Genomic DNA, 22440 nt, shown 5'->3' with positions numbered 1-22440 from the left:
ATCGATACGCGCCGACTATTCCGACCTTTGCGCGCCGCGTATTATTTCACGAAGACGAGCTCCCGCTTGAACGGGAACTGATCGGGATCAATCGTCTCACCGAATTCGCGCGCCGCTCGATGGCCGGCATAGGTCGCATGCACGATCGCACCAGGCGCATCGCAATCGCCGATCGGCCGCAAGGTGACGATATCCGCCGCTTCGCGCGCCGCAGCATCCTCTTTCAGCGAGCGATAGAGGCCGTCATCGGCCTGCCGCGCCGTGACGGTCACCAAAGTCTCGCCCGCCACCCGTCTGCTGGCGCCGGTATAGATACAGGCGACCGCCGCCGCATCGCCATGCCAGGCTTCCAGACGATGGGCGAGGACCAGATTGACGCCCATCTTCATCAGCTTGGTCTGCACCTTGAACTGCTCGTCGGTGAACAAGGTCCAGCTGGACACGTCGAGGCCCGGCGTCACCAAGGTGACGTCATGGCCGGCCGCCCGGAACCGTTCGGCCAAAGCGCCCGCCATATAGAATTGGTCATCGTCATAGACGACGATGGAACCGCTCGGCTGCTTGCCGCTCATCACATCATCGGGCGTCAGGACATTGGCGGCATCGAGGCCGGGCAGCGGGAAGTAGACGTTGTGGCCGATACCGTCGCGCCGCCAGGCGGCGCCGGTCGCCAGGATGACGTGGCGATAGCCGGCTTCCAGGATGGTGTCCTTGTCCATCCGGCTTTCCAGGAAGATCTCGACATTGGGCAGCTTGGCAATCTGGCCCAGGCGGTAGTCGCGTACCCGGCCCCAGGTGCCGAGACCCGGCAGGCGGGATTCGCGGTTGATGCGACCGCCAAGTTCCCGGCCCGCATCGGCCAACGCCACCTGATAGCCACGCTTGCCAAGGATCATCGCGCATTCGAGACCGGCCGGACCGCCGCCGACAACCAATACCTGATCATTGGCGAAACCGCGTTTCGGCGTGACGATTTCCGGATGCCAGTCCCGGCGATATTCCTCGCCCATGGTCGGATTTTGCGTGCAGCGGATCGGCACGCCTTGGTTATTATGGGCGCGGCAGATATTGCAGCCGATGCATTCGCGGATATCCTCCTCGCGGCCTTCATCGATCTTGCGCGGCAGCCAGGGATCGGCGATCGAGGGCCGTGCCGCACCGATGAAATCGCACACCCCCCGCTTGATCATCGAGACCATGGTATCAGGCGACGTGAAGCGGCCGACCGAGACCACCGGCTTCGAGGTGAGCTTCTTCACGAAGCCGATATATTTCTCCTGATGGCCCTCCTCGCCGAAACGCGCCGACATGGAATCGTTTTCCACATAGGAGATATTGACGTCCCAGAGATCTGGCAGCTCGGCGAGATAGTCGATCACCTCGCGACCTTCATTCTCGGCGGTGACACCGGCAGGGCCTATCAACTCATCGACGGCGAGACGCACGGCAACGGCGCATTTATGGCCGATCGCCTCCTTGGTCTCCTCGATCATTTCCTTGAGCAACCGCGCGCGGTTCTCGATCGGCCCGCCATATTCGTCGGTCCGCTGGTTCCACCGCTTGGTGATGAACTGGAACGGCAGATAGCCATGGCCGGCATAGCAATAGACGATGTCAAAGCCGGCTTGCATGGCGCGCTTCGCCGCTTGGACCTGCCAGCGGCGCAGGTTGCGGATATCCTCGCGATCCATCGCCCGGGTCTGCAGCGGAAAAACCGCATGCTGGGTCGAGCCCGAAGGTGAGATCGGCGTTTCACGGCTGAAGCGGTTGGGAGAATGATTGCCGCCATGCCAAAGTTCGGTGCCGGCAAGGGCGCCATGGCGATGGATCTTCTCGGCGGTCAGCGACTGGAGGCGGATGTCGTTCTCATCCCACATGGCGCAAAGCCGGTAGGGCGCATCCTCGCTGGACCAATGCAGCGAATTGTATTCTGTGTTCACCACCGCCCAGCCGCCCTCAGCCTTGACCTCGCGCATGCGGGAAACGGAATGCGGCAGGTCATAGCCCATGCCAGTGCAATGCGGCACCTGGTAGAAACGGTTGCGCGCCGTCAGCGGCCCGATCCGGACCGGCTCGAACAAAATGTCATATCGCGGATTGCGCGCCATCTCCTCCCCATCCTCCAGGCGAGACCAGCGCGGCCTTGTAATTGCGGCCAGCCTTTTTTCGGCAATGCTTTTATGGCACCGATCTCAATCTGTTAAGCTGTATACAGCTCGCCAAGCTTTGTCAATCGGCGCTGCTGAGCAGTAGGCGGTCCAACTGGTGGGCAAAGGCACCGGCGCTAACGCCGAGCCCGATTGGCGCCAGCCCGCCACGTCTTTGCCCAAGGCTGGAAATGACGGCGAAAAGATGGGGCTTGTTCGCCGTATCGAGCAGCACCATGGGACCGCCGCTATCGCCCGGCCGGATGATACAGGTGCTTACCGTGATGCCGCCGGGAAGGTCCAGGCCCAGGCTTCGGGGGTCGACCGGATCGCAATCGTCATGCTGCCGCAGCATGGCCTTGTCGCCGCCGCCGAAACCGGCGGAATAAAAGTGATCGCCAGCGGCCAGGCGTTTCATCACCTGATCCGACGACAGCGCTTCGATCGGCAGGGGCTGTAATTCCCTGGGCGCCGGAACGATTTTCAGAAAAGCCCAGTCCATCGCGACGTCGAGTGCATCGATATGGCCTTCGTGGACCTGTCCCCCCAATACCTGCACCGCGCGGACAGGTAAGGGGTCGAAGACCGGGGTGCGGCCCGCATTGGGCGTAAAAACCAGATGGTCCGCCGCCAAGGTGCGACTGGGCGGATAGAGGCAATGCGCCGCCGTCAGAATCAAATTGGGACGAACGAGACTTGCCGTGCAGATATGAGAAGTGCCCCGTTCGGTCAGGGAGCCGATCGCTACCGTCCAGGGCAAGGGCGCCGAGGGGGTCAGGGTCGGGGTCGATTTAGTGGCTGGCGGTTTCGCGGCACAGCCGGCGAGCACGGCCAGCGTGAGGCAGATGATGGCCGTACGGTTGAACACCGTATGGGACAGCCACGCCATGCGCTGTCGAACCCCCGTCGCGCTGCCGCGCATCATCCTTCCTTCCGATTCCCATCGCCGGTTCGACCGGCAGCCTATCATTCCAGATGACGGCAGATAGCGCGTTTCAAGCGATAAGGCCAGAATGCTGCAATCACTGGGCCGCTTGTGGCAATCCCGCGACCGGCTCAACCGCAGCCTGGCCGAGAAGCTGGCGCAATAACGTTTGATCGCGCACCAAATCGGCGAGGCTGTAGCGGTCCAGAACGGTAAGAAAAGCCTGCAGCGCTTCCTGCAATATTCCCGTCATGTGGCAATTTCCTGACAAGGGACAGTCGCAGCCGGCGGATTCAAAACAATCTGCAAGCGCAAGATTGTCCTCGGTCTGACGAAACAACCATCCCGCGGAAATCTGATCTGGCGCCATATTCAGCCGGAGCCCCCCACGCCGGCCGCGCAGGGTCTCGATCACGCCGATGCGACCAAGGCGGTGCACCACCTTGGTCAAATGGCTGGCAGAAACATGCAGCCGCGCCGCGATTTCTTCGACCGTGGCCCGCCGGTCGGGTTGGAGGCAGAGGTAAATCAAGGTTCGAACGGCATAGTCGGTGAATTGCGTCACCTGCATTTGGTCACCTAAACTTGGGAATCCTGCGCCACAGAGGCAATGGAGTCGGTCGAATTGCGCCATACCACCGGGTGGCCGGCGAAATGCGCGAACGGCGGGAAAATGTCACTCGGCAACGAGTGGCGGAGAGGCGATTAGGACAGCAACATCTTCAATCCAGATAACCATCATTAATCAGAGGGTTAGCACATCCACCCCCGATCGGGTCAAGTCCTTCTACATCTCCGGTTATGCAGTCGCGTCTTCCTGAGATACCGGGCCGCTGATGCCCGCCCGATGACGGGCTGGGGAAACTGGGATAGAAGCACCATGTGAATGTTGGTGGGTTTACTTAGGAATTGGGTCTGTTTTCAACTATCCGCGTTTCCGCCGCAAGGCTACAACGCGTCGCGAGAGATGGCAGTGAGGACAAAGCGAGCGGAAATGGCTGCAGGGCTAGCAACTGAAAGTGTGGGCACGCAGGCAGTGGCGCCAATCCTGGTGGCATTGGATACGACCGACCCAACCCAGGCAGGGGCACTGGCCAATGCGTTGCGCGGCCATGTCGGCGGGCTCAAGCTTGGCCTTGAATTTTTCATGGCAAATGGCGCGGCGGGTGTCGCCCGTATCAGCGAACTCGGCCAACCGGTCTTTCTTGACCTGAAATTCCACGATATCCCCAATACGGTGGCCGGTGCGGTGCGCGCCGTGGCGCCTTTATGCCCCTTCATTCTGAACGTGCATGCAAGCGGTGGCCGCGCCATGATGGTGGCAGCCCGGGAAGCCGCCCATGACCGTGCCGCGAAACTGGGTGTCACACCCCCCAAGCTCATCGCCGTCACCGTCCTTACCAGCTTTGCCGGCAATGATCTGGCGGAAGTGGGCCAGCCGGCCGATCCACAGGATCAGGTCCGGCGCCTGGCCGCTTTGACCCGCGAATGCGGCCTTGATGGCGTGGTTTGTTCGGCCAAGGAAATCGCCGTTCTGCGCCAGGACCTGGGAGCCGATTTCCTGCTGGTTACACCGGGCATCCGTCCGGCCTGGGCCGCGACCGGCGATCAGAAGCGCATCATGACACCGGCCGAGGCGATGGAGGCAGGCGCCGATTATCTGGTGATCGGTCGCCCGATCACCAGCGCCGGTGATCCGGTTGCGGCGGCAAAACGCATTGCGGATGAAATCGCCAGCCGTCCTGGCAATAACCGAACCCGAGCCTGATTCGAGATCTGAATGTTCGATCGACCCGATTCACGTTTTCCGCAGCACAATCACGGTTCCGGCCCCCATGGGACGGGACCGGAGCGACGCCTCGCCGTGATGCAATTGGTGCGCGTCAGCTTGCAGAGCCTGATGCTATGCCGCGACGACGCGTTGCGTCTCGGCATCGTGCCTCTGGCAATCTATTTTCTGGGCTCCCTTTACGGCGCCCCGGCCTTCGAACAGATGTTTACCGGCGGCCTTGACCAAGGATCATCCCAGCTTAATCCCGACGCCGCCGGGCCGCTGATGGTGACCGCCATCATCATCGTCATTGGCCTCTCCTTGCTCTCGGTGAACTGGCTGCGCTTTCTCCTGCTCGGTCCCAGTGCTGTGGAAGGACTGGGGCTGGCGCTGCGGCGCCTGCATGTGATCTTCCTGCTTGGCGCTTTCGCGCTTGGTTTCTGCGGCTCGATTGTGCTGGCCCTGGTCTCCATACCGATCGCCCTGCTGCTGGGCGCGGCGGCGCAGATTGGTATCCTGATCGCCGCCCTGCTGATCGGCGTGGTCGGCGTCCGCTTGGCGCTGGCCTTGGTCGCGATCGCTATCGGCCAGCCGATCAGCCTGCGCCAGGCCTGGGAGGCCTCCCAGGGACAGGGCTGGATCCTGCTGCTGGCCTGCCTGCTGGTCGAGGCCCCCTTCCTGCTGTTGATGATCGTGATTCGCTTGATCGCCGAGGGAACCGGGCTGGCCGATGCGGCACCCTATACGATGCTGCTGATCGGCTGTGTGGCGCAGATTGCCGCCACCCTTGCGCAATGCGGCGTGATCGCAGCTGGCTATCGCCGGCTGCTCGGCGTGCGGGCCTGAGGTGAGGTTGTCATGGCATTCGAAGCCAAAATCTGCGGCTTGACGACCCCGGCGGCGGTCGAAACGGCGATCGGCCACGGCGCCAGCCATATCGGTTTGGTTTTCTTTGCCAAGAGCCCGCGCAATATCACCGCCGAAGCGGCTGGCGAGTTAAGCCGCCTTGCCGCCGGCAAAGTTATCCGCACCGGCCTGATGGTCGATGCGAGCGATGAGCAGATCGCCGCCATCCTGGCAGCCTGCCCCCTCGACCTGCTGCAACTGCATGGCAAGGAGACGCCGGAGCGCGTGGCCGAAATCCGGCAGCGCTTCGGCCTACCGGTGATGAAGGCGTTGCAGATCGGCGAGGCCGGCGACCTCGCACAGGCCAGAGCTTACGAGAAAGTCGCTGACCGGTTGCTTTTTGATGCCAAGCCGCCGGCGAGCAAGACGGATGCACTGCCGGGCGGCAATGCCGTCAGTTTCGACTGGTCCTTGCTGGCCGGGCAGCAGTTCGGCATTCCCTGGATGCTGGCGGGCGGTTTGACCGCGGACAACCTTGCCGAGGCAGTCCGGGCGAGCGGTGCCCGCGCGGCCGACACCTCGTCAGGGGTCGAGGACCGGCCGGGTGAGAAGAATCTTCAAAAAATCAAGGACTTCCTTCGAGTTGCCGAGGGCCTTTAGCCCTGGGCGGCCCAGGCCGAACCCTGTGACCACCCCTTTGACCTTTGCGCCGTGCTGTGGTTGATTGCGGCGCGAATCGCCAGTTTTTTCTCAGGATCGCAACGTGAGCGTCACACCATCCTCCCAGTTGAACAGTTATCGCACCGGCCCGGATGACCGGGGCCGGTTCGGCCTGTTCGGCGGCCGCTTCGTCGCGGAAACCTTGATGCCGCTGATCCTGGACCTGGAAAAGGCCTATAACGACGCCAGGAAGGACCCCGCTTTCGCCGCCGAGATGGCCTCGTTCCGTCAGCATTATATCGGCCGGCCGAGCCCGCTTTATTTCGCCGAGCGGCTGACCGAGCATTTCGGCGGCGCCAAGGTTTACTTCAAGCGCGAAGAGCTGAACCATACCGGTTCTCACAAGGTCAATAACTGCCTCGGCCAGATCCTGCTGGCGAAGCGGATGGGCAAGACCCGCGTCATCGCCGAGACCGGCGCCGGGCAACATGGCGTCGCCACCGCAACCCTCTGCGCCCGCTTCGGCCTGCCCTGCACCGTTTATATGGGCGCCACCGATATCGAGCGGCAGAAGCCCAATGTCTTCCGTATGCGCCTGCTGGGCGCCGAGGTCATTCCGGTTCACTCCGGCACCGCGACCTTGAAGGATGCAATGAATGACGCCCTGCGCGACTGGGTCAGCAATGTCGAGAATACCTTCTATATCATCGGCACGGTCGCCGGCCCGCATCCCTATCCGGCCATGGTGCGCGACTTCCAATCGGTGATCGGCACCGAAACCCGCGAGCAGATGATGGAGCAGGAAGGCCGCCTGCCGGATTCGCTGGTCGCCTGTATCGGCGGCGGCTCCAATGCCATGGGCCTGTTCCATCCCTTCCTCGATGATCCCAGCGTCGCAATTTACGGCGTCGAAGCCGGCGGCGATGGTGTCGAGACCGGGCGTCATGCCGCCTCGCTGACCGGCGGCCGGCCCGGCGTGCTGCACGGCAACCGCACTTATCTCCTGCAGGATGATGACGGCCAGATCAAGGACGCGCATTCAATCTCGGCCGGCCTCGATTATCCCGGCATTGGCCCGGAACATGCCTGGCTGCATGACATGAAGCGGGTGAAATATGTCTCCGCGACCGACCAGGAGACCTTGGATGCCTTCCAACTCTGCAGCGCCCTCGAAGGCATCATCCCGGCTTTGGAACCGGCCCATGCCTTGGCCTATGTCAGCAAACTCGCGCCCACTTTGCCGCGCGAGCATCTGTTGGTCATGTGCCTGAGCGGCCGGGGCGACAAGGACATCTTTGCCGTCGCCGAAAAACTGGGGACCGTGCTGTGAGCGCAACCGTGGCAAGCATGACGGATTTGACGACCACCCGGATCGAGCGCCGCTTTGCCGATCTCAAGACACAAGGCCGCGCCGGCCTCGTCACCTTCATCACCGCCGGCGATCCCGATTACGATCTGTCGCTGCAATTGCTGAAAGCCATGCCAGCGGCCGGCGCCGATGTGATCGAGCTCGGCATGCCCTTCACCGATCCCATGGCTGACGGTCCGGCAATCCAGGCGGCAGGTCTCCGCGCCCTGAAATCCGGCATGACGCTGAAGCGCACATTACAGATGGTGCGCGACTTCCGCCAAAACGACAACGATACGCCCATCGTGCTGATGGGCTATTACAATCCGATCTACTCCTATGGCGTCGAAACCTTCCTGGTGGACGCGCTTGCTGCCGGTGTCGATGGCTTGATTGTCGTCGATCTGCCACCGGAGGAAGATGCCGAACTTTGTATGCCGGCCTTGAAGGCGGGTCTTAACTTCATCCGCCTGGCGACGCCGACCACCGATGACAAGCGCCTGCCGGCGGTGCTGAAAAACACATCGGGCTTCGTCTATTACGTCTCGATCGCCGGCATCACCGGCACACGCTCGGCGGCCAATGCCGATATCGCCGCCGCCATTACCCGGTTGAAGCGGCATACCAATCTGCCGCTTGCCGTCGGCTTTGGCATCAAGACCGCCGATCAGGCCGCCGCCGTCGCCAAGGCCGCCGATGCGGCGGTGGTCGGCTCGGCCTTGATTCAGCGCATCGCCGATAATCTCGACACCAATGGCCGGCCGAAAGCCGGTTTGGTGGAAGCAGTGCTTTCCTTGATACGCGACCTTGCCGCCGGCGTGCGGCGCGGGCGCGCTTAATAACAACACGACCCGTATAAGGGATGATTGAATGAGCTGGTTGACCAATTTTGTCCGCCCGAAGATCCGCGCTTTGGTGCGCAAGGCGGAGGTGCCGGATAATCTCTGGGACAAATGCGGCGCCTGCGGCCAGATGATTTTCCATCGCGAGCTGGAAGCCAATCTGCGGGTCTGCCCGCATTGCGGCCATCACATGCGGGTCGGCGTGAAGCGGCGCCTGGAACTGCTGTTCGATGGCGGTACGTATGAGCGCGCCGAGCTGCCGGCGGTGCCGCTGGATCCGCTGCGTTTCCGCGACCGCAAGAAATACACCGAGCGTTTGAAGGAAGCCCAGGCCAAGACCGAGGAACAGGATGCGATCGTCGTCGCCAGCGGCACGATCGGCGGGCTGAAAGTCGTCGCGGCGGCGTTCAATTTCGATTTCATGGGCGGCTCGATGGGCGTCGCGGTCGGCGAAGGCCTGGTCAAGGCGGCCGAGATCGCGGTGCGCGAGCGCGCGGCGATGATCGCCATTCCCGCCTCGGGCGGTGCGCGCATGCAGGAAGGCATCCTGTCGCTGATGCAGATGCCGCGTTCCGTCATCGCCGTCGACCGGGTCAAGGAAGCCGGCCTGCCCTTCATCGTGTTGCTGACCGACCCCACGACCGGCGGCGTAAGCGCCTCCTTCGCCATGCTGGGCGATATTCACATTTCCGAACCCGGCGCGGTGATCGGCTTTGCCGGTGCCCGTGTCATCGAGGAAACGATCCGCGAGAAATTGCCGGAAGGCTTCCAGCGGGCGGAATATCTGCTGGATCACGGCATCGTCGATCTCGTCATCGCCCGCAAGGACCTCCCGACCGAACTCGCACGCATCATCGGCCTGCTGACCAAGCAGGTGCCGGGTGCGGTCGTACCGGCGCCGCCCAGTGCGGGCGGCAATAGCGGCGGCAAGTAACGGCCGTCGCCAATCCGATAAGCTTTCTTTCAAGCAAAAGAGGCCGATCCCATGGGCCAGGCGTCTTCCTCGCAGAACAGCGATATCGTTCTTGAGCGGCTGAACCGGCTGCATCCCAAGATCATCGATCTCGAATTGGACCGCGTGCTGCGCCTGCTGGCCGCCGTCGGCCATCCGGAGAAGCGCCTGCCGCCGGTCGTGCATGTTGCCGGCACCAATGGCAAGGGATCGGTCATCGCCTATCTCCGCGCCATGCTCGAATGCGCCGGCTACCGGGTGCATGTCTATACCTCGCCGCATCTGGTGCGCTTTCATGAGCGCATCCGCCTCAACGGCAAGCTGATCGAGGAAACCGCGCTGATCGAGCTGCTGGAGGAATGCGAGCGCGCCAATGGCGGCGTGCCGATCACTTTCTTCGAGATCACCACCGTCGCCGCCTTCCTCGCCTTTACCCGCGAGCCGGCGGATATCCTGCTGCTGGAAACTGGGCTTGGCGGCGAATTCGACGCCACCAATGTAATCGACCAGCCGCTCGCCACCGTGCTGATGCCGATCTCGATGGATCACATGCAGTTCCTCGGCGACACGCTGGAAAAGATCGCCGCCGTGAAGGCCGGCATCATGAAGCAGGGGCGTCCCGCCATCGTCGCGCAGCAGCCGCCGGAAGCCGCCAAAGTGTTCGATGAGGCGGCAGCGCGTCTGAACGCGCCGCTCTGGCGCTTCGGCAAGGAATGGTCCGTCAGCGATATTCCCGGCGGCTTCCGCTATGAGGATGCGCGCGGCGGCTTCGACCTGCCGACACCGGCGCTGGTCGGCAAGCACCAGATCGGCAATGCCGCCACCGCCGTCGCGACGACGCGCTGGCTGGAAGGCTTCGATCTCGGCGAGGCGGCGATTGGCAGGGGCCTGACCGAGGCCGTCTGGCCTGCCCGCATGCAGCATCTGACGCACGGTCCTCTGGTCGGGCAATTGCCGCCCGGCTGGGAGCTCTGGCTGGATGGCGGCCATAACGAGGATGCCGGCCAGATCATCGCCGGCATGCTGAAGGAATGGCAGGCGCAAGACGGCAAGCAAGTGAGTCTGATCTTCGGCATGCTCAACACCAAGGAACCGGCGGCCTTCCTGAAGCATCTGGCGCCGCTCGCCGAGGACCTCAGCGCCGTCGCCATCCCCGGCGACCATGCCAGCCTCAGCGCCGAAGACTGCGTTGGCTTCGCCCAGCAAGTCGGCCTCGCAGCCGGCGGCTTTGAATCGGTCGATGCCGCGTTGAAATCGATCCTCGCCAACCACGGCACCGAACCGCGCCGCGTCCTCATTTGCGGTTCGCTCTATCTCGCCGGCACCGTGCTGGCAGAGAACGGCTGAGGCGCTCATCCGATATCCGGGCCGCCGACGGCCTTCAATGCGGCAGGTTGAAGAACGACCGGATACGAGCGAGCAGTTGTCCGGGCGGCCCGGCATGGGCGCTGGCACCGGCGGCAACAGCGCGGGCGATGAGCTCCTGGCCGCGACGGGCCGAAGCTTCCAAAGCCGCCACCAGTCCCGGTGTTTCGGCGAGAAGCGGCGCGATATCTGTCTTACAGAGCTCATAGACGATACAGGGCGTCAGTGCGGTCACCGTCGCCGCATGGGGAGACCCGGTCAGCATGCCGATCTCGCCGATATAATCGCCTGAGCCTATGCGCCCGACGACATATGTCCGCTCCGGCGTCTGCCGGGTAACTTCCAGCACACCGGAAGCGATGATGAAGAGCGAGGCCTCGGTTGCACCCTGGGCGAAGACGATGTCCTGGGGTTCGAGCGCGTGACGGATCAGCTTGCCGGCAAGCTGTTGCCGATGATCTCGCGACAAGTCGTGAAACAGCGGTATCTCATCCAGCAATCGATCCAGCGGATAGGAATCGAACGCTGCCGAGGTCGGCGCCGGCGCGCCGGTCTCGGCCATACCGCCTGAGGCTGCGCGCGGCCACTCCTTCGGCCAGATGCCGGCATAGTGGAATTGCCGGGAAACCTCTTTCATCAACATGTTCCGCGCAGCCCAGAGCTGGCCGCTCGACGCGACGGAAAACGAGATTTCATAGTCATTGCGCCGCGATCCCATACGCACCAGCGCGATCGAGGCCGCGGGTTCCTTCAGCACCATGGGGCAAAGGAGAACGGCCCGTTTCAAGAGATCGATGGCGTGATCAGGCATCACGCTTGCATTGCAGGATATCCGGAGGGAATCGCCGCGGCGCGCTGTCGGATGGTCTCGATTGATGATGCGCGACTTGGCAACGACGCTATGCGGCACGATGGCGATGTCGTTGCTGTCGGTGCGGATCCGGATGGAGCGCCAGTTGATCTCAACGATCTCGCCCTCGATCGGACCTTCGATCCAGACGCGGTCGCCAACCGAGATCGGACCTTCGATGCCGACGGCGATACCGGCGAAGACATCGGCGAGGCTGTTCTGCAGCGCCAGCGCCAGGACGATGGCGATCACGCCGGAAGTCGCAACCAGCCCGCCAATCGGCACGTTGAAAATCGTATTGATGACATGCAGCAAGGCGGCGAGATAGACACCGCCCGAGACGAGATCACTGACCAGTTTCGCTTCGCGCGAGTGCCGGCCGGTCATCAGGATGCTGCGGGCCACGACCAGGACGGTTCTGGCGCCCAGCAGCCACCAGGCCGCCAGGATCACCTGGAACCACAGCGTGATGCCGGGCGAGGAACGCGGGATCGTGGGTTCGAGCGGCGAGCCGACGCTGTAGATCAGGATCACCGTCAGCAGCGCAAAGAGGATGGCGGTCGAAACCGGTCCAAGCCAGGTCGGGCGCGGCGGCATAAACCGCCAGCCGATAACGGACAGGCAAATCAAGGCAGTGGCGAGCAGCGGATCGGTGATCATCGCCAACATCTCTCAACCTCGCAGTCACCCGTAGCACGGGAGAATGAAGGTGACACGGCGGCGATTGCCGAGGAAGAGAGAAACTGTTGTAGCCGGTCCGGCTGGGAGGTAGCTGGATGGAGCCCATAAAGAGGCGCCGGACAGGTGATTGCCAGCATGGTGCGTGAGTGGCGACAGCGAGACTCAGAGCCACTAATCCTATATGCTCTGACCAAGGACTCAGTTACGCCTCCCAAGGACCTTAGGCCGCTCGCTCGCCGAGTAGCCATTCATTTACCCTCGCGACCATGCCAGTCCCAATGCTGAAGATTGCGTCGCCTTCGCGAAGCAACTCCGCCTCGAGGCGCATGACTTCGAATCTGTCGACGGCGCTTTGAAATCCATCCTCGCCCATCCAGGACACGGAACCCCGCCACATCCTCATTGCGGCTCGCTCTATCTCGCCGGGATGGTGCTGGCGGAGCATTGGGTGATACGCGGCTCGCGCACATCAGAAGATATTGCGCGTGACGCTAGCGAAAAATGTTCGTGCTCACAGGATCGAAGTCCTCAATGACCACTGACGCCTGTACTGGCTAAGGAAACCCTGCCATTTCAAACGGTGAATGTTTTTAGGTTGAGGCTGACTTCGAACTTGCAGAGTGCGCCCTCAAAGGAGCTTAGCCAAAGCATTCGAACTTAAGGCGCCACAATTCTGAACCAATCTCGCATAGTTTGCCGGATCCGATCCAGCTCCTCGCTGGAAATTGTACTCATATGGCAAATCGTGTTTCGTAAGTGGCCAATTAGTCTCGCTTCGTGCACAAGGCTTTTATCGCGGACAATTTCATCAAATGCACCTTTCCAGTTTTGTTCTATCACCTTCAGCAGTTGAGGCAATGTCATCAATGCCGATTTGTCCCTAGAGCCAAGAGCCATCCAAGCCTTCATTTCCTCTGTTTCCTCCAGCTTGGTAACTTCAAATTGAATGTCGGTCGGCACCTTGTCCCACCAATTTTCTTGGCCATCTTTGGCAAGGACATCAACGATCAAATCGCGAAGATAATTCTCGAACACAAAAAATAGCCGATAAGCCTCAGCAGCCTCTGTTGATCGCCTAACCATATCTGGAACTAACGGGGCCAAATCGTAAGAAACCGAAAGGAATAGGGATTCGGCGGGGACTACATCGTCCACACTGGTTAGACTTTTTTCCGCCGCTTGACCGAGCATTAAAAAGAGAGCGGCCGTGCCATCAATACTCACTGGAATGTCTTTCGGATAGCATTGAATATATTCAAGTATGTTTCTTCACTGCCATTAGTTGGCAGATGAATTTGTAAATTGTAATGAAACTCGGTACGGAGATTTTTAGGTTTGCTTTGTCCATTAGTCGGGCTTGCTTCTTCGAAATCTGCGTCGGTATCCGCTTTGTCCTCCGTTCCGCCATCGTTAGCCTGGGCCTCAAAGTCTGCCAGCTTCGAAAGCGCACTGAAAGTAGCAGCTATCCGGGCTGTGGCGTCAGCATCGACGCCAGCCACTTGTGCTATGAGACTTTTAAGTCGATCTGAAGAGAGCTTCTGGGCGCTTTGATCTGCATCGAAAAGCGGGCCATAGGCGCGTCTCATGCCGTCTGCAAGTGCTTCACCCTGATTGTGCCCTTTTAGAAGCCTATACGATGGCATAGGCGTGCCAGATTGGTCGATAAAACCCATATTCCGGAGGAGGGGAATAAGAGCTCTGTCATTAGTGCCTTTAAGGCCAATAGTTGTAGTAAGAAAGGAATGGGTGAATTTTTCGGGTACTTTTGCTGCCGCTATCTTTTCGAAGAGCAATGATACGTTTTTGTTGCTCGCCAAATATGGAAGCGATGCCGCCATTTCTTCCCCCAAGCCCCGTTTTCACAATGCTATCTTTGAGTTTAATCTCCCTTAGAAATTCGTCAAATGATATCAATTGCACTTTTTATCTCCACCAGTCGTTCCTTAGTGAAGGACTTCTCTAGGTGCCTACTGGGTCTGATAAACTGGCTCCGTGAAGCAACAGAACCACACAAACAAAAACCCCGCCGTCACCGGCGGGGTTTTTCGATCTCGGTATAAATCGGCTTAGAGGACCGATTCGACCCAGTCGACCAATTGGCGCTTCGGCATGTTGCCGATCTTGGTCGCCGCCACCTGGCCGTCCTTGAACAGCATCAGGGTGGGGATGCCGCGCACGCCGTATTTCTTCGGCGTCTGCGGATTATGATCGATATTGATCTTGGCGATGGTCAGCTTGCCATCGAGCTGCTGGGCAAGCTCTTCCAAGGCCGGGGCGATCATCTTGCAGGGTCCGCACCATTCGGCCCAGAAATCGACCAGAACCGGACCGCTCGCCTTCAGCACATCGTTTTCGAAGCTGGCGTCGCTGATATGTGTCGTCGTGCTCATGCAGCATCCCTTTATGTTGCGCGCGACCCATCCCCTCAAGCCGGTTCAGGTGCCCATATAGGCGCGCCTTGTTGCTGGTGAGGAATCTATGAACGGCTCCCGGCAACGTCAAGGCGGCGCATTGCAGGCCGCGTCAGTCATGCAAATCGAGCATGTCGCCAGGAAGCTCCATCAGACGGGGGCCATCGCTCCAGAGCAGGAAGCAACGTACTGTTTGACTTGGGTAAATTTCTCGGACAGCACGCCGGTAGGCCGCCATCTGGCGCAGATACAGGGCTGGGACATGCGAGGCCTGCATGGGTGGTGGGCGATTACTTTTATAATCGACGATCAGGCAATCCTTCCCACGCACCGCCAGCCGGTCGATCTGCCCGGCAAGGATTCGCCGGCGGCCGTCGCGGTCGGCGAAATGGGCGATCACCGGCACCTCGGCCTGGCTGCCGGGGGCGAAAAGATCGGCGAAATCGGGATGGGTGAGCACCGCCAGGACCTCGGCCGCGATCTCCGCCTGCTGGGCGGCATCCAGTCCGTGTACCGGCCGGGCGAGATAGGCCGAGGCCGCCGCCGCGCGTGCCTCAGGGGCCAGCCCGGGCAGGGTTTCCAGCAGATGATGGGTGAGCCGGCCGCGCTTGAAGCGATAGCCCTGATCGGCCGCCAGCGGGCTGACCAGCGCCAGTTCGGCGGCTTCCTCCGAGTCGCTGGGCCGTGAGGGGGTGAGCGGCTGCGGCGGATCCGGTTCATCCGGCGCCCTGGTGCCGGCCCAGTCCGGCAGGGGCAGATCCGCGCCGGTCACAAGCGCCGCGCCGGGCCTGGCGCGGGTCGGTGCGGCAAGCTGCGCGCTGGCGACGCGCCAGCCCTCGCCCTGCCAGCCCTCGCCCTCGAAACCTGGCATCTCCAGCTTCTCAGCTCCCGGCATGTCGGCGAGCGCCCCGGCAACGTAATCGTGCCAGCCGGGCGCGGCACTGACGCTGCCAGAACCGGTGCCGCAGACATAGAGGCGATCCTCCGCCCGGGTCAGCGCCACATAAAGCAGACGGTTTTCCTCCAGCATCATCGCATTGGCGCGCTGCTCGCGTGCCGCCGCCGTGACCGCATGATCGGCCTGGCGGTTGGGCGACCAGAGCGGCAATTCGGCGCCGCCGATCGAGACCCAGAACAAGCCGTCCCCATTGGGCCGGCGGCGCTGCTGGTCGATCAGGAAGACGATCGGCGCCTGCAAGCCCTTGGCACCATGCACCGTCATCACCCGCACCTGATCATTGCTGTCCTGCAATTCCCGCTTCACCTCGACATCGGTGGTGCGCAGCCAATGCAGGAAGCCTTGCAGGCTGGGTGTGTGGTGGCGTTCGTAATCCTGGGCAAGGGCGATGAACTCATCCACAGCATCGGCCGCTTCCGGGCCCAGCCGGCCATAGAGCCGTCGGCGCCCGCCGGTCGCCTGCAACAGCTCGCCATAAAGTGCGAAGGGCAAAAGGTAATCGACCCGCGCCTGGAAACCAGCGAGCAGGCGATGCGCGGCGGCGAAATCGGCGCGTTCGTCACGGCGTGCACTGAGCGCCGCCCAGAGGCTGCCCTTGCGGTCGAGGCAAAGCGCCATCAGCGCATCCTCATCGAGACCGACCAGCGGGCTTTTCAGCAGGGTCGCCAGAGTGAGATCGTCGTCCGGCAGCAGCAGAAAATCGCCGAAGGCCATGAGGTCGAGCACGGCGATTTGTTCGAGCAGATGCATGCGATCGATACCGGCCACGGGAATGGCCCGCGTCTTCAGCGCCCGCACCACCGCTTCGAACACCGCGCTGCGGCTGCGCGCCAAAATGAGGATATCGCCGGCCGTCACCACGCGGCCGCGATCGCGCAACATCTCCTTGCCGATCAGGCGCTGAATCTCGCCGGCAATTGCTTCGGCAAGGCGTGGCACGGGTGTGGCCGCTTCGTCGCGGATGCGCGGCGGCGACCAGGGGTCGGGCGCGGCGAGATCGACCGGCACGGCGCGCGGCCAGAGCGTCACCATGCCTTCGGCGCCGACGCGGCTGACGCGGTGGCGCAAGGCAGGCTCGCCCGGTAAGACCACGCCCGGCGCCGCCGGCCCGGCAAACACCCGGTCCACCAGATCCAGCACCTGGTCGGTCGAGCGGAAGGAGACGTTGAGGATCTCGTCATTGAAGCGATCCGGCCCCGCGAGTGCGCTGAACTGCGCCCGCTTGGCGATGAATTCCATCGGATCGGCGCCCTGGAAACTGTAGATCGATTGCTTGACGTCGCCGACCGCGAAGACGGTGCGCGGGCGTTCAACCGCCCCTTCGCCCACGAAGAACTCTCCGGCCAGAGCCTCGATCACCTGCCATTGCGCCGGATTGGTATCCTGCGCCTCGTCGATCAGGATGTGATCGAGGCCGCCATCCAGCTTGAACAGCACCCAGGGCGCGATGCCGGGTCGGCGCAGCAGGTCGCGGGTCTTCAGAATAAGATCGTCGAAATCCAGTTTCGCTGTCGCCGCCTTGCGCCGCTCATAGCGGTCAAGCATATCGCTGGCGAGGGTCAGCAGCGCCATCGTGTCGGTCAGAATGTCGACCGCGCGGAGACGCTCGCCGATCCGCGCCACGCGGTCGCGCTCGACCGTGAGCATGCGTTCAATATCGGGATGCGCGCTGGCCAGGGCCTTGGTGAGGAAGCCGTTCTTCGGCGCGCCCTTGGAATCGTGGAAGGCCGCCAGATAATCCTCAAAGCCGGACAAGCGATCCTCGCGTTCCGCTGCGAGCCACGGCGCAAGCCGGTCCGCGAGCTTGCCGTCGGTCGTCTTGCCGCGTTGCAGGATCGCGACCGCCGCGCGGAGACCTTGGCAATCGAACAGCGCATCATCGCAGGCCGCAAGCAGGATATCGCGGCGGCTTTCGCCCGGCTGCAGATCGAGATGACGGGCCAGCACCAAAGCCACATCGTCGAGCGAGCCGCTGCGCCGTCGTAGAGTCATCAGGCGGCCGCGTTCCCGCAAGAAGGCCGCCATGATCTTGTCGAGCCGGTCCTCACCCAGGCGCACCACGTGGTCGAGCGCCAGAGCGAGCGGCGTCTCCCGCTGCTCGCGCGCCGCCAGCAGCATGGCGTCGCGGGCGGCGCGCAGCATTTCGGTGGCGTCGCGTTCTTCCATCGGCTCGAAATGCGGTGCGATCTCCGCTTCCAGCGGGAAGCGGCGCAACAGCGACTGGCAGAAGGCATGAATGGTTTCGATCTTCATGCCGCCAGGCGCATCGAGCACGCGGCTGAAAAGGCGGCGCGCTTCGTCCTGCATCTCGGCGCTCGGCCGCTGGCTGGTGAGATCGACCAAAGCCTGGCGCAAGTCCGCGGCCGGCATCGCCGCCCATTTCGCCAAGGTCTCGGCGATGCGGTTGGCCATTTCCGCTGCCGCCGCTTTGGTGAAGGTGAGGCAGAGGATGCGCTCCGGCCGGGTGCCATTGAGCAAGAGCCGCAGCACGCGGTCGCCCAGCACCTTGGTCTTGCCGGAGCCGGCCGAGGCCGTCACCCAGGCGGATTTCAGCGGATCGGCGCCACGCCGCTGACCCAGGGACGCATCCCTGATAGCGCTTTGCGCGTCGCGCGCGATCGGCAGAGCCTGCGAGGATGGACGTTCGATCGTCATTCGCCCTCCTCGCCCGCCAGCGACCATTCGAGCACGCGGGCGAGATGACCGTAATCGCTGTAGCGCGGCGCGTAACGGGGCGCCGGCTGCGCCGGATAAGCGGCATCCTCTTCGGAAAAGTCACGCAGCAGGGCCAGCAGGCCGTCATAAGCGAGCTGCGCCAGCACCATGTAATCGGCATTGCCGCGCAGGCCGCGGCCGGCTTCCTTGACCGGCTTCACCGCGCCGCCCGAATCGCGGCCATTCAATTGCCAGAAGGCCAGTTCGCTGACCGGTCCTCGCAAAGATGCACCGGCGGCGGATTGGAAGGCGCCGGCCTTTGCCAGCGCCGCTTCCAAAGGTAATTGCGGCGCAAAGCCGAGATGAATTTCATCCATCGTCGGGATGCCGCCGGTCTTGTAATCGATGATCGCCAGGCTGCCGTCTTTCATGCGGTCGATGCGATCGGCGACGGCGCTCAAAGTGAATGGCGGATCGACCTCCACGATCGGCAACTCGCCGCGTAATTCCGTGAAGCTCTCGGCGATCAGTGGCCGGCGCGCCTGTTCCTGCAGTACGATCCAGGCGGCGATGCGCTGGAAACGCGGCCACCAGAAGGCCCAGACAGCAGGTCGCGCCAGGATATCGCCGAACGCCTCCTCGCCGTAACGCAGCAAAAGCGAAAGAGCATCCGGCGGCAGGCCGTCGCGGCAATCCTGCAGGAAGCGCTCCAAGGCCGCATGAATGACCGTGCCGAGATCGGCGAGGCTGGGATCGGCATCGATCGGTTCGAGGGCGCGCAGGCGCAGGATGTATTGCGCATAGATCGCATAGGGATCGCGCATCCAGGTTTCGATGCGTGTCACCGACAGGGCTTTGGGCCGATGCGCCCGGCCGGGACGCGGCGCCGGCCGTGGATAAGGCTGGACCTTCTCCGGCCGGTCCAGCGCCGTCTGCCAGGCGGTCCAGGCGGCGCCGTCGCTACTTTCCCCCGTGACGCCGAGGCAGCGGAGATAGGCTTCGAGCCGCAGCAGCCAGCGCGAGGGGACGGTGGGTGTCCCTTCGACGCGGAGCGCCCGGGTGAGATAGACCTGCGGCGCGCCCAAGGCCTGTTGGAAATCATGCGCCGAGAGACCGATGCGGCGTTCCGGCTGCGGCAGGCCGAAAGCCTGTCGCATCGGCCGGTTGAGCCAGGGATCGATGGTGGGATCGGCGGGCCAGGTGCCGTCATTGAGGCCGCCGAGGATCATCAGCTCCACCTGCTGCAAGCGCGCTTCCAGCGGACCCCAGATGAAGAGGCGCGGATGGGCGCCGTAACGCGGCCGCACCTCGATGCTGCGCATCATCTCCGCCAGCAATGCTGCATAGTCCAAAGCCGAGAGGGCCGGCTGGCCGCTCGCCGCTTCGCCCAGGCGGTGCACGAAATCCGCCAGCGCCTCACCAGCCTCGCCGCGCCAGAGATGATCGGCGCCGCTTTGGCGCGCTTGATCGCTCCCACCGGCCGCCAGGGCTTCCGCAGCGGCGAGATGGGCCGCCAGACGCGTCGCGAGATCATGCTGCGCCTGCCAATCAGCCAGCGCAGCCAGACGCTGTTCGAGATTATCCAGCAAGGCGGTCAAGCGGTCCGCCATGCCGGCGCGCAGACCACCGCCGCTGACGGCACTTGCGACAGCCGATCGCAGCCCCGCCCAACCGGGGGCCGGGCGAGGGCCGCGCAGCACGGCTTTTTCGAGATCGCGCACGAGCGCGCGGAAGGCACTCGTCTCGAGGCCCGCTTTCGCCAAAGGATGTTTCAGCAAAGCGAGCAGCGGCACCGGCGCCCAATCCGTCGCGGCGGCTTCCGCCAACAAGAGCAGGAAAGCGCCGGGCGGCGTCAGGTTGAGCGCACGGCCGGCGGAATCGTCGATGACGATATTCCAGCGGCGCAATTCCGCCGTCACCTGGGCGGCAAGCTGTCGGTCCGGTGTTACCAAGGCGGCACGCTGCGCGCCCGGCGTTTCCACATGGTGACGCAGGATGAGGGCGATGACGCCGGCTTCTTCCTGGCGGCTGTGGCAATCGATGCGATGCACCGGGGCCCAGGCTGCTGTTGCCTCGGCCACGTCCAGCAGCTCCGCGGCCGTCGACCAGCGGTCGGTGCAATCGGCCGGCATCAGCGCCTGGGCGATCAACCTGCGCCGCGTTTCCTTTGCCGCATCGGCCGCGGTCACACCTGTCGCAGTGACATCGGTCGCGGTGACATCGGTCGCGGTGACATCGGTCGCGGTGACATCCGACCAGTCATCGACCTGGTTCCGTTCGATACCGATATGCTTCAGCAGCAAAGCGAGGCCGAATTGCGGATGGCTGGGATCCTCGGTGATCTTTGCCCAGACGGCGTCATCGACGCTGCGGTCCAAACCCGGCAGCACCACGCAGCCTTGCGGCAACCGGGCGATCGTCGCGATGAGATCGGCGCTGGCCGGGATTGAGCCGGTCGAGCCGGCGGCGATCACCGGCCCGGCGGGCGGCTGGCGCAGCCACAGGTCGCGCTGGCGCCGGAGCAGCAGGTTGCGGCGCTGTGCCGCATCGATGGCGCCTTCATCGCGCAGGATCGCCGGCCAGGCATCGCGCAGGATATCGAGGAAATTGACCGTCAATTGCCAGTGCCGGGCGAGGTCGCCGGTCACCAATTTGTCGAGATCGGCGAGATCGCAGCCTTCGGTTTCCACCTGATCCAGCAAGCGTCCGAGATCGGCGGCGAGACGCACGGCATCCTGCCAGCGCAAGGGTTCACTATCCGGCTGGAAGCGCGGCCGGCCGGCCATGACGAGTCGCGCCAGCAGCAATTGCCGCCGCAAGGGATCGATGGCCGGCGGCAGATCCAGGGCACCGCCCGCCAGTACCGCGAGATCGTCTTCATCGACATCGCCGATCGGCTGCAGACGCGGCAGCAGCAAAGCGCTCGCGGTCCGCTCGCGATCCGGCCCCAACTGCGCCTGCCGCAAAAAGGCCTCCTGCAGCGCCCGGCAGGCGCGCCGGTTCGGCAGCAGCACGGTCATCGCCGCGAGTCGCAGCGGATCGCCGCCGGCTTGCCGCAGCAATCCCGCCGCCAGGGCATCGACGAAAGCGATACCTGTCGGAATATTGAAGACGCGCGGGGGCGACTCGCGGATCGACGTATCGGTCATTGCTCCGATACTGCGCGAGCCCCGCCCCAGTTCAAGCGAAATCGGTTCAAGCGAAATCGCATACTCGCTTGGAAGGAAAAGGCTGCCTAGAAACGGATACCGTGATAGCCGAGATGGCGTTCGACCTCCTCGAGCTGGGCCGGCGTGCTGACATGATACCATTCGCCGTCATGGCGGAGGCCGTACAGCCGCTCCTCCTCGATGGCGCGGTCCCAGACGACATTGGTCGAGAAGGCGCCGGCCGGCGGATCGCGGAACAGGCGCGGATGGCAGATCTGGATGCCGGCATAAAGGAACGGCGCCACCTGCCAGCCCGGGCGACGGCGGATGCGGCCGGTCTGGTCCATCAGGAAGTCGCCCTGCCCGCCATAGCCGACGGCGGTGACGGTCGGCTGCAACAGCAGGAGCGCATCCATCTTCGCCGGATCCCATTGCTGGGCCATGCGCAACAAGGCATCGGTCTTGCCATTGAGCCAGATGATCTTGGCATTGACGGTGAAGAAGGGCTCATCACCCAGCAGCGGCAGAGCCTTGACGATGCCGCCGCCGGTTTCGAGAATTTCCTCTTCCTCGGAGAAAATGATTTCCAGCGATTTGCGCGTCTTCAGATGATCGCGGATCACATGGCCGAGATGATGCAGATTGACGACCGCGCGCTCGACGCCGACCGCTTCGAGACGATCCAACACCACATCGATCATCGGCCGGCCCAGCACCCGCACCATCGGCTTCGGCGTCGTCTCGGTCAGCGGCCGCAATCTTTTGCCAAAACCCGCCGCCAGCACCATGGCCGTTTTCGGCACGGTCAGGTTCGACATCTGCGAGGAGGGCGTGAGGGAAGCTGTCGTTGCGGTCACAATCTCATCCTGTATAGCGGCAA

Annotated in this window: 17 protein-coding genes; 7 read left to right on the top strand and 10 right to left on the bottom strand. The window is 63.0% G+C overall.

The genetic code is table 11. The annotated features are described in order from the left end of the window. Positions 1-41: 41 nt before the first annotated feature. The 3 genes from SMD27_RS05965 to SMD27_RS05955 all read right to left on the bottom strand — a co-directional run bounded on the left by SMD27_RS05965 (position 42) and on the right by SMD27_RS05955 (position 3706). A complete protein-coding gene (locus SMD27_RS05965) occupies positions 42-2108 on the bottom strand; it encodes an oxidoreductase (RefSeq protein ID WP_320507403.1) in 2067 nt (688 codons plus the stop codon). Positions 2109-2229: 121 nt separating this feature from the next. Continuing rightward, entirely contained in the window at positions 2230-3072 is an 843-nt protein-coding gene (locus SMD27_RS05960; protein WP_320507402.1) for a trypsin-like serine peptidase, read from the bottom strand. Positions 3073-3169: 97 nt separating this feature from the next. Further along, positions 3170-3706, bottom strand: coding sequence for an RrF2 family transcriptional regulator (locus SMD27_RS05955; RefSeq protein WP_320507401.1), 537 nt, complete (start codon positions 3704-3706; stop codon positions 3170-3172). Between the two features lie 360 nt (positions 3707-4066). On the opposite strand from SMD27_RS05955, the gene pyrF reads away from it, so the two are divergent. From pyrF to SMD27_RS05920, 7 genes are all read left to right on the top strand, one after another. Continuing rightward, complete coding sequence (gene pyrF, locus SMD27_RS05950; RefSeq protein WP_320507400.1) at positions 4067-4840, top strand: orotidine-5'-phosphate decarboxylase; 774 nt, start codon at positions 4067-4069, stop codon at positions 4838-4840. 12 nt (positions 4841-4852) lie between these two features. Further along, positions 4853-5689 carry a hypothetical protein gene (locus tag SMD27_RS05945; RefSeq protein WP_320507399.1) on the top strand — a complete coding sequence of 279 codons (837 nt, stop codon included), beginning with the start codon at positions 4853-4855 and terminating at the stop codon, positions 5687-5689. 12 nt (positions 5690-5701) lie between these two features. Then, positions 5702-6349 (top strand): phosphoribosylanthranilate isomerase, encoded by a 648-nt coding sequence (locus SMD27_RS05940; RefSeq protein WP_320507398.1) that lies wholly within the window; start codon positions 5702-5704, stop codon positions 6347-6349. A 103-nt stretch (positions 6350-6452) separates the two neighbouring features. Further along, positions 6453-7679: a tryptophan synthase subunit beta gene (gene trpB / locus SMD27_RS05935; RefSeq protein WP_320507397.1), complete on the top strand. Its 1227-nt coding sequence runs from the start codon at positions 6453-6455 to the stop codon at positions 7677-7679. A gap of 17 nt (positions 7680-7696) precedes the next feature. Then, complete coding sequence (trpA, locus tag SMD27_RS05930) at positions 7697-8536, top strand: tryptophan synthase subunit alpha (protein ID WP_320507396.1); 840 nt, start codon at positions 7697-7699, stop codon at positions 8534-8536. A 31-nt stretch (positions 8537-8567) separates the two neighbouring features. Further along, positions 8568-9473 carry an acetyl-CoA carboxylase, carboxyltransferase subunit beta gene (gene accD / locus SMD27_RS05925; protein ID WP_320507395.1) on the top strand — a complete coding sequence of 302 codons (906 nt, stop codon included), beginning with the start codon at positions 8568-8570 and terminating at the stop codon, positions 9471-9473. A gap of 51 nt (positions 9474-9524) precedes the next feature. Beyond that, positions 9525-10838 carry a bifunctional folylpolyglutamate synthase/dihydrofolate synthase gene (locus tag SMD27_RS05920; RefSeq protein WP_320507394.1) on the top strand — a complete coding sequence of 438 codons (1314 nt, stop codon included), beginning with the start codon at positions 9525-9527 and terminating at the stop codon, positions 10836-10838. A 34-nt stretch (positions 10839-10872) separates the two neighbouring features. Here the strand turns inward: SMD27_RS05920 and SMD27_RS05915 are convergent, their stop codons facing one another. From SMD27_RS05915 to SMD27_RS05885, 7 genes are all read right to left on the bottom strand, one after another. Further along, a complete protein-coding gene (locus tag SMD27_RS05915) occupies positions 10873-12375 on the bottom strand; it encodes a mechanosensitive ion channel family protein (RefSeq protein WP_320507393.1) in 1503 nt (500 codons plus the stop codon). A 669-nt stretch (positions 12376-13044) separates the two neighbouring features. After that, positions 13045-13611, bottom strand: coding sequence for a Swt1 family HEPN domain-containing protein (locus SMD27_RS05910; RefSeq protein WP_320507392.1), 567 nt, complete (start codon positions 13609-13611; stop codon positions 13045-13047). Next, complete coding sequence (locus SMD27_RS05905; protein ID WP_320507391.1) at positions 13608-14225, bottom strand: DUF5343 domain-containing protein; 618 nt, start codon at positions 14223-14225, stop codon at positions 13608-13610. The genes SMD27_RS05910 and SMD27_RS05905 overlap by 4 nt, the downstream gene beginning before the upstream one ends. 228 nt (positions 14226-14453) lie before the next feature. After that, complete coding sequence (trxA, locus tag SMD27_RS05900) at positions 14454-14777, bottom strand: thioredoxin TrxA (protein ID WP_320507390.1); 324 nt, start codon at positions 14775-14777, stop codon at positions 14454-14456. Between the two features lie 133 nt (positions 14778-14910). Next, a complete protein-coding gene (gene addA, locus SMD27_RS05895) occupies positions 14911-18411 on the bottom strand; it encodes a double-strand break repair helicase AddA (protein ID WP_320507389.1) in 3501 nt (1166 codons plus the stop codon). Continuing rightward, positions 18408-21560 carry a double-strand break repair protein AddB gene (gene addB / locus SMD27_RS05890; protein ID WP_320507388.1) on the bottom strand — a complete coding sequence of 1051 codons (3153 nt, stop codon included), beginning with the start codon at positions 21558-21560 and terminating at the stop codon, positions 18408-18410. Before addB ends, addA begins: the two co-directional genes overlap by 4 nt. Positions 21561-21646: 86 nt before the next feature. After that, the gene (locus tag SMD27_RS05885) at positions 21647-22417 is read right to left on the bottom strand and encodes a nucleotidyltransferase family protein (protein WP_320507387.1); all 771 of its coding nucleotides are present in this window, start codon (positions 22415-22417) and stop codon (positions 21647-21649) included. Positions 22418-22440 lie beyond the last annotated feature (23 nt).

The sequence above is a fragment of the Dongia soli genome (assembly GCF_034044715.1).
In the GTDB taxonomy this organism is placed as follows: Bacteria; Pseudomonadota; Alphaproteobacteria; order Dongiales; family Dongiaceae; genus Dongia_B; species Dongia_B soli.
Note: the sequence above shows the minus strand (reverse complement) of the source record. Positions and strands in the feature narration are given on the sequence as shown.

Bases quoted from the DNA above. Each gene is read 5' to 3' on its own strand.
- SMD27_RS05920 (WP_320507394.1), top strand. From the start codon at position 9,525: ATGGGCCAGGCGTCTTCCTCGCAGAACAGCGATATCGTTCTTGAGCGG.
- SMD27_RS05960 (WP_320507402.1), bottom strand. From the start codon at position 3,072: ATGATGCGCGGCAGCGCGACGGGGGTTCGACAGCGCATGGCGTGGCTG.
- SMD27_RS05945 (WP_320507399.1), top strand. From the start codon at position 4,853: ATGTTCGATCGACCCGATTCACGTTTTCCGCAGCACAATCACGGTTCC.
- trpA (WP_320507396.1), top strand. From the start codon at position 7,697: ATGACGGATTTGACGACCACCCGGATCGAGCGCCGCTTTGCCGATCTC.
- trxA (WP_320507390.1), bottom strand. From the start codon at position 14,777: ATGAGCACGACGACACATATCAGCGACGCCAGCTTCGAAAACGATGTG.
- SMD27_RS05940 (WP_320507398.1), top strand. From the start codon at position 5,702: ATGGCATTCGAAGCCAAAATCTGCGGCTTGACGACCCCGGCGGCGGTC.
- SMD27_RS05955 (WP_320507401.1), bottom strand. From the start codon at position 3,706: ATGGCGCAATTCGACCGACTCCATTGCCTCTGTGGCGCAGGATTCCCA.
- addB (WP_320507388.1), bottom strand. From the start codon at position 21,560: ATGACCGATACGTCGATCCGCGAGTCGCCCCCGCGCGTCTTCAATATT.
- SMD27_RS05915 (WP_320507393.1), bottom strand. From the start codon at position 12,375: ATGTTGGCGATGATCACCGATCCGCTGCTCGCCACTGCCTTGATTTGC.
- SMD27_RS05965 (WP_320507403.1), bottom strand. From the start codon at position 2,108: ATGGCGCGCAATCCGCGATATGACATTTTGTTCGAGCCGGTCCGGATC.
- pyrF (WP_320507400.1), top strand. From the start codon at position 4,067: ATGGCTGCAGGGCTAGCAACTGAAAGTGTGGGCACGCAGGCAGTGGCG.
- SMD27_RS05905 (WP_320507391.1), bottom strand. From the start codon at position 14,225: ATGGCGGCATCGCTTCCATATTTGGCGAGCAACAAAAACGTATCATTG.
- addA (WP_320507389.1), bottom strand. From the start codon at position 18,411: ATGACGATCGAACGTCCATCCTCGCAGGCTCTGCCGATCGCGCGCGAC.
- accD (WP_320507395.1), top strand. From the start codon at position 8,568: ATGAGCTGGTTGACCAATTTTGTCCGCCCGAAGATCCGCGCTTTGGTG.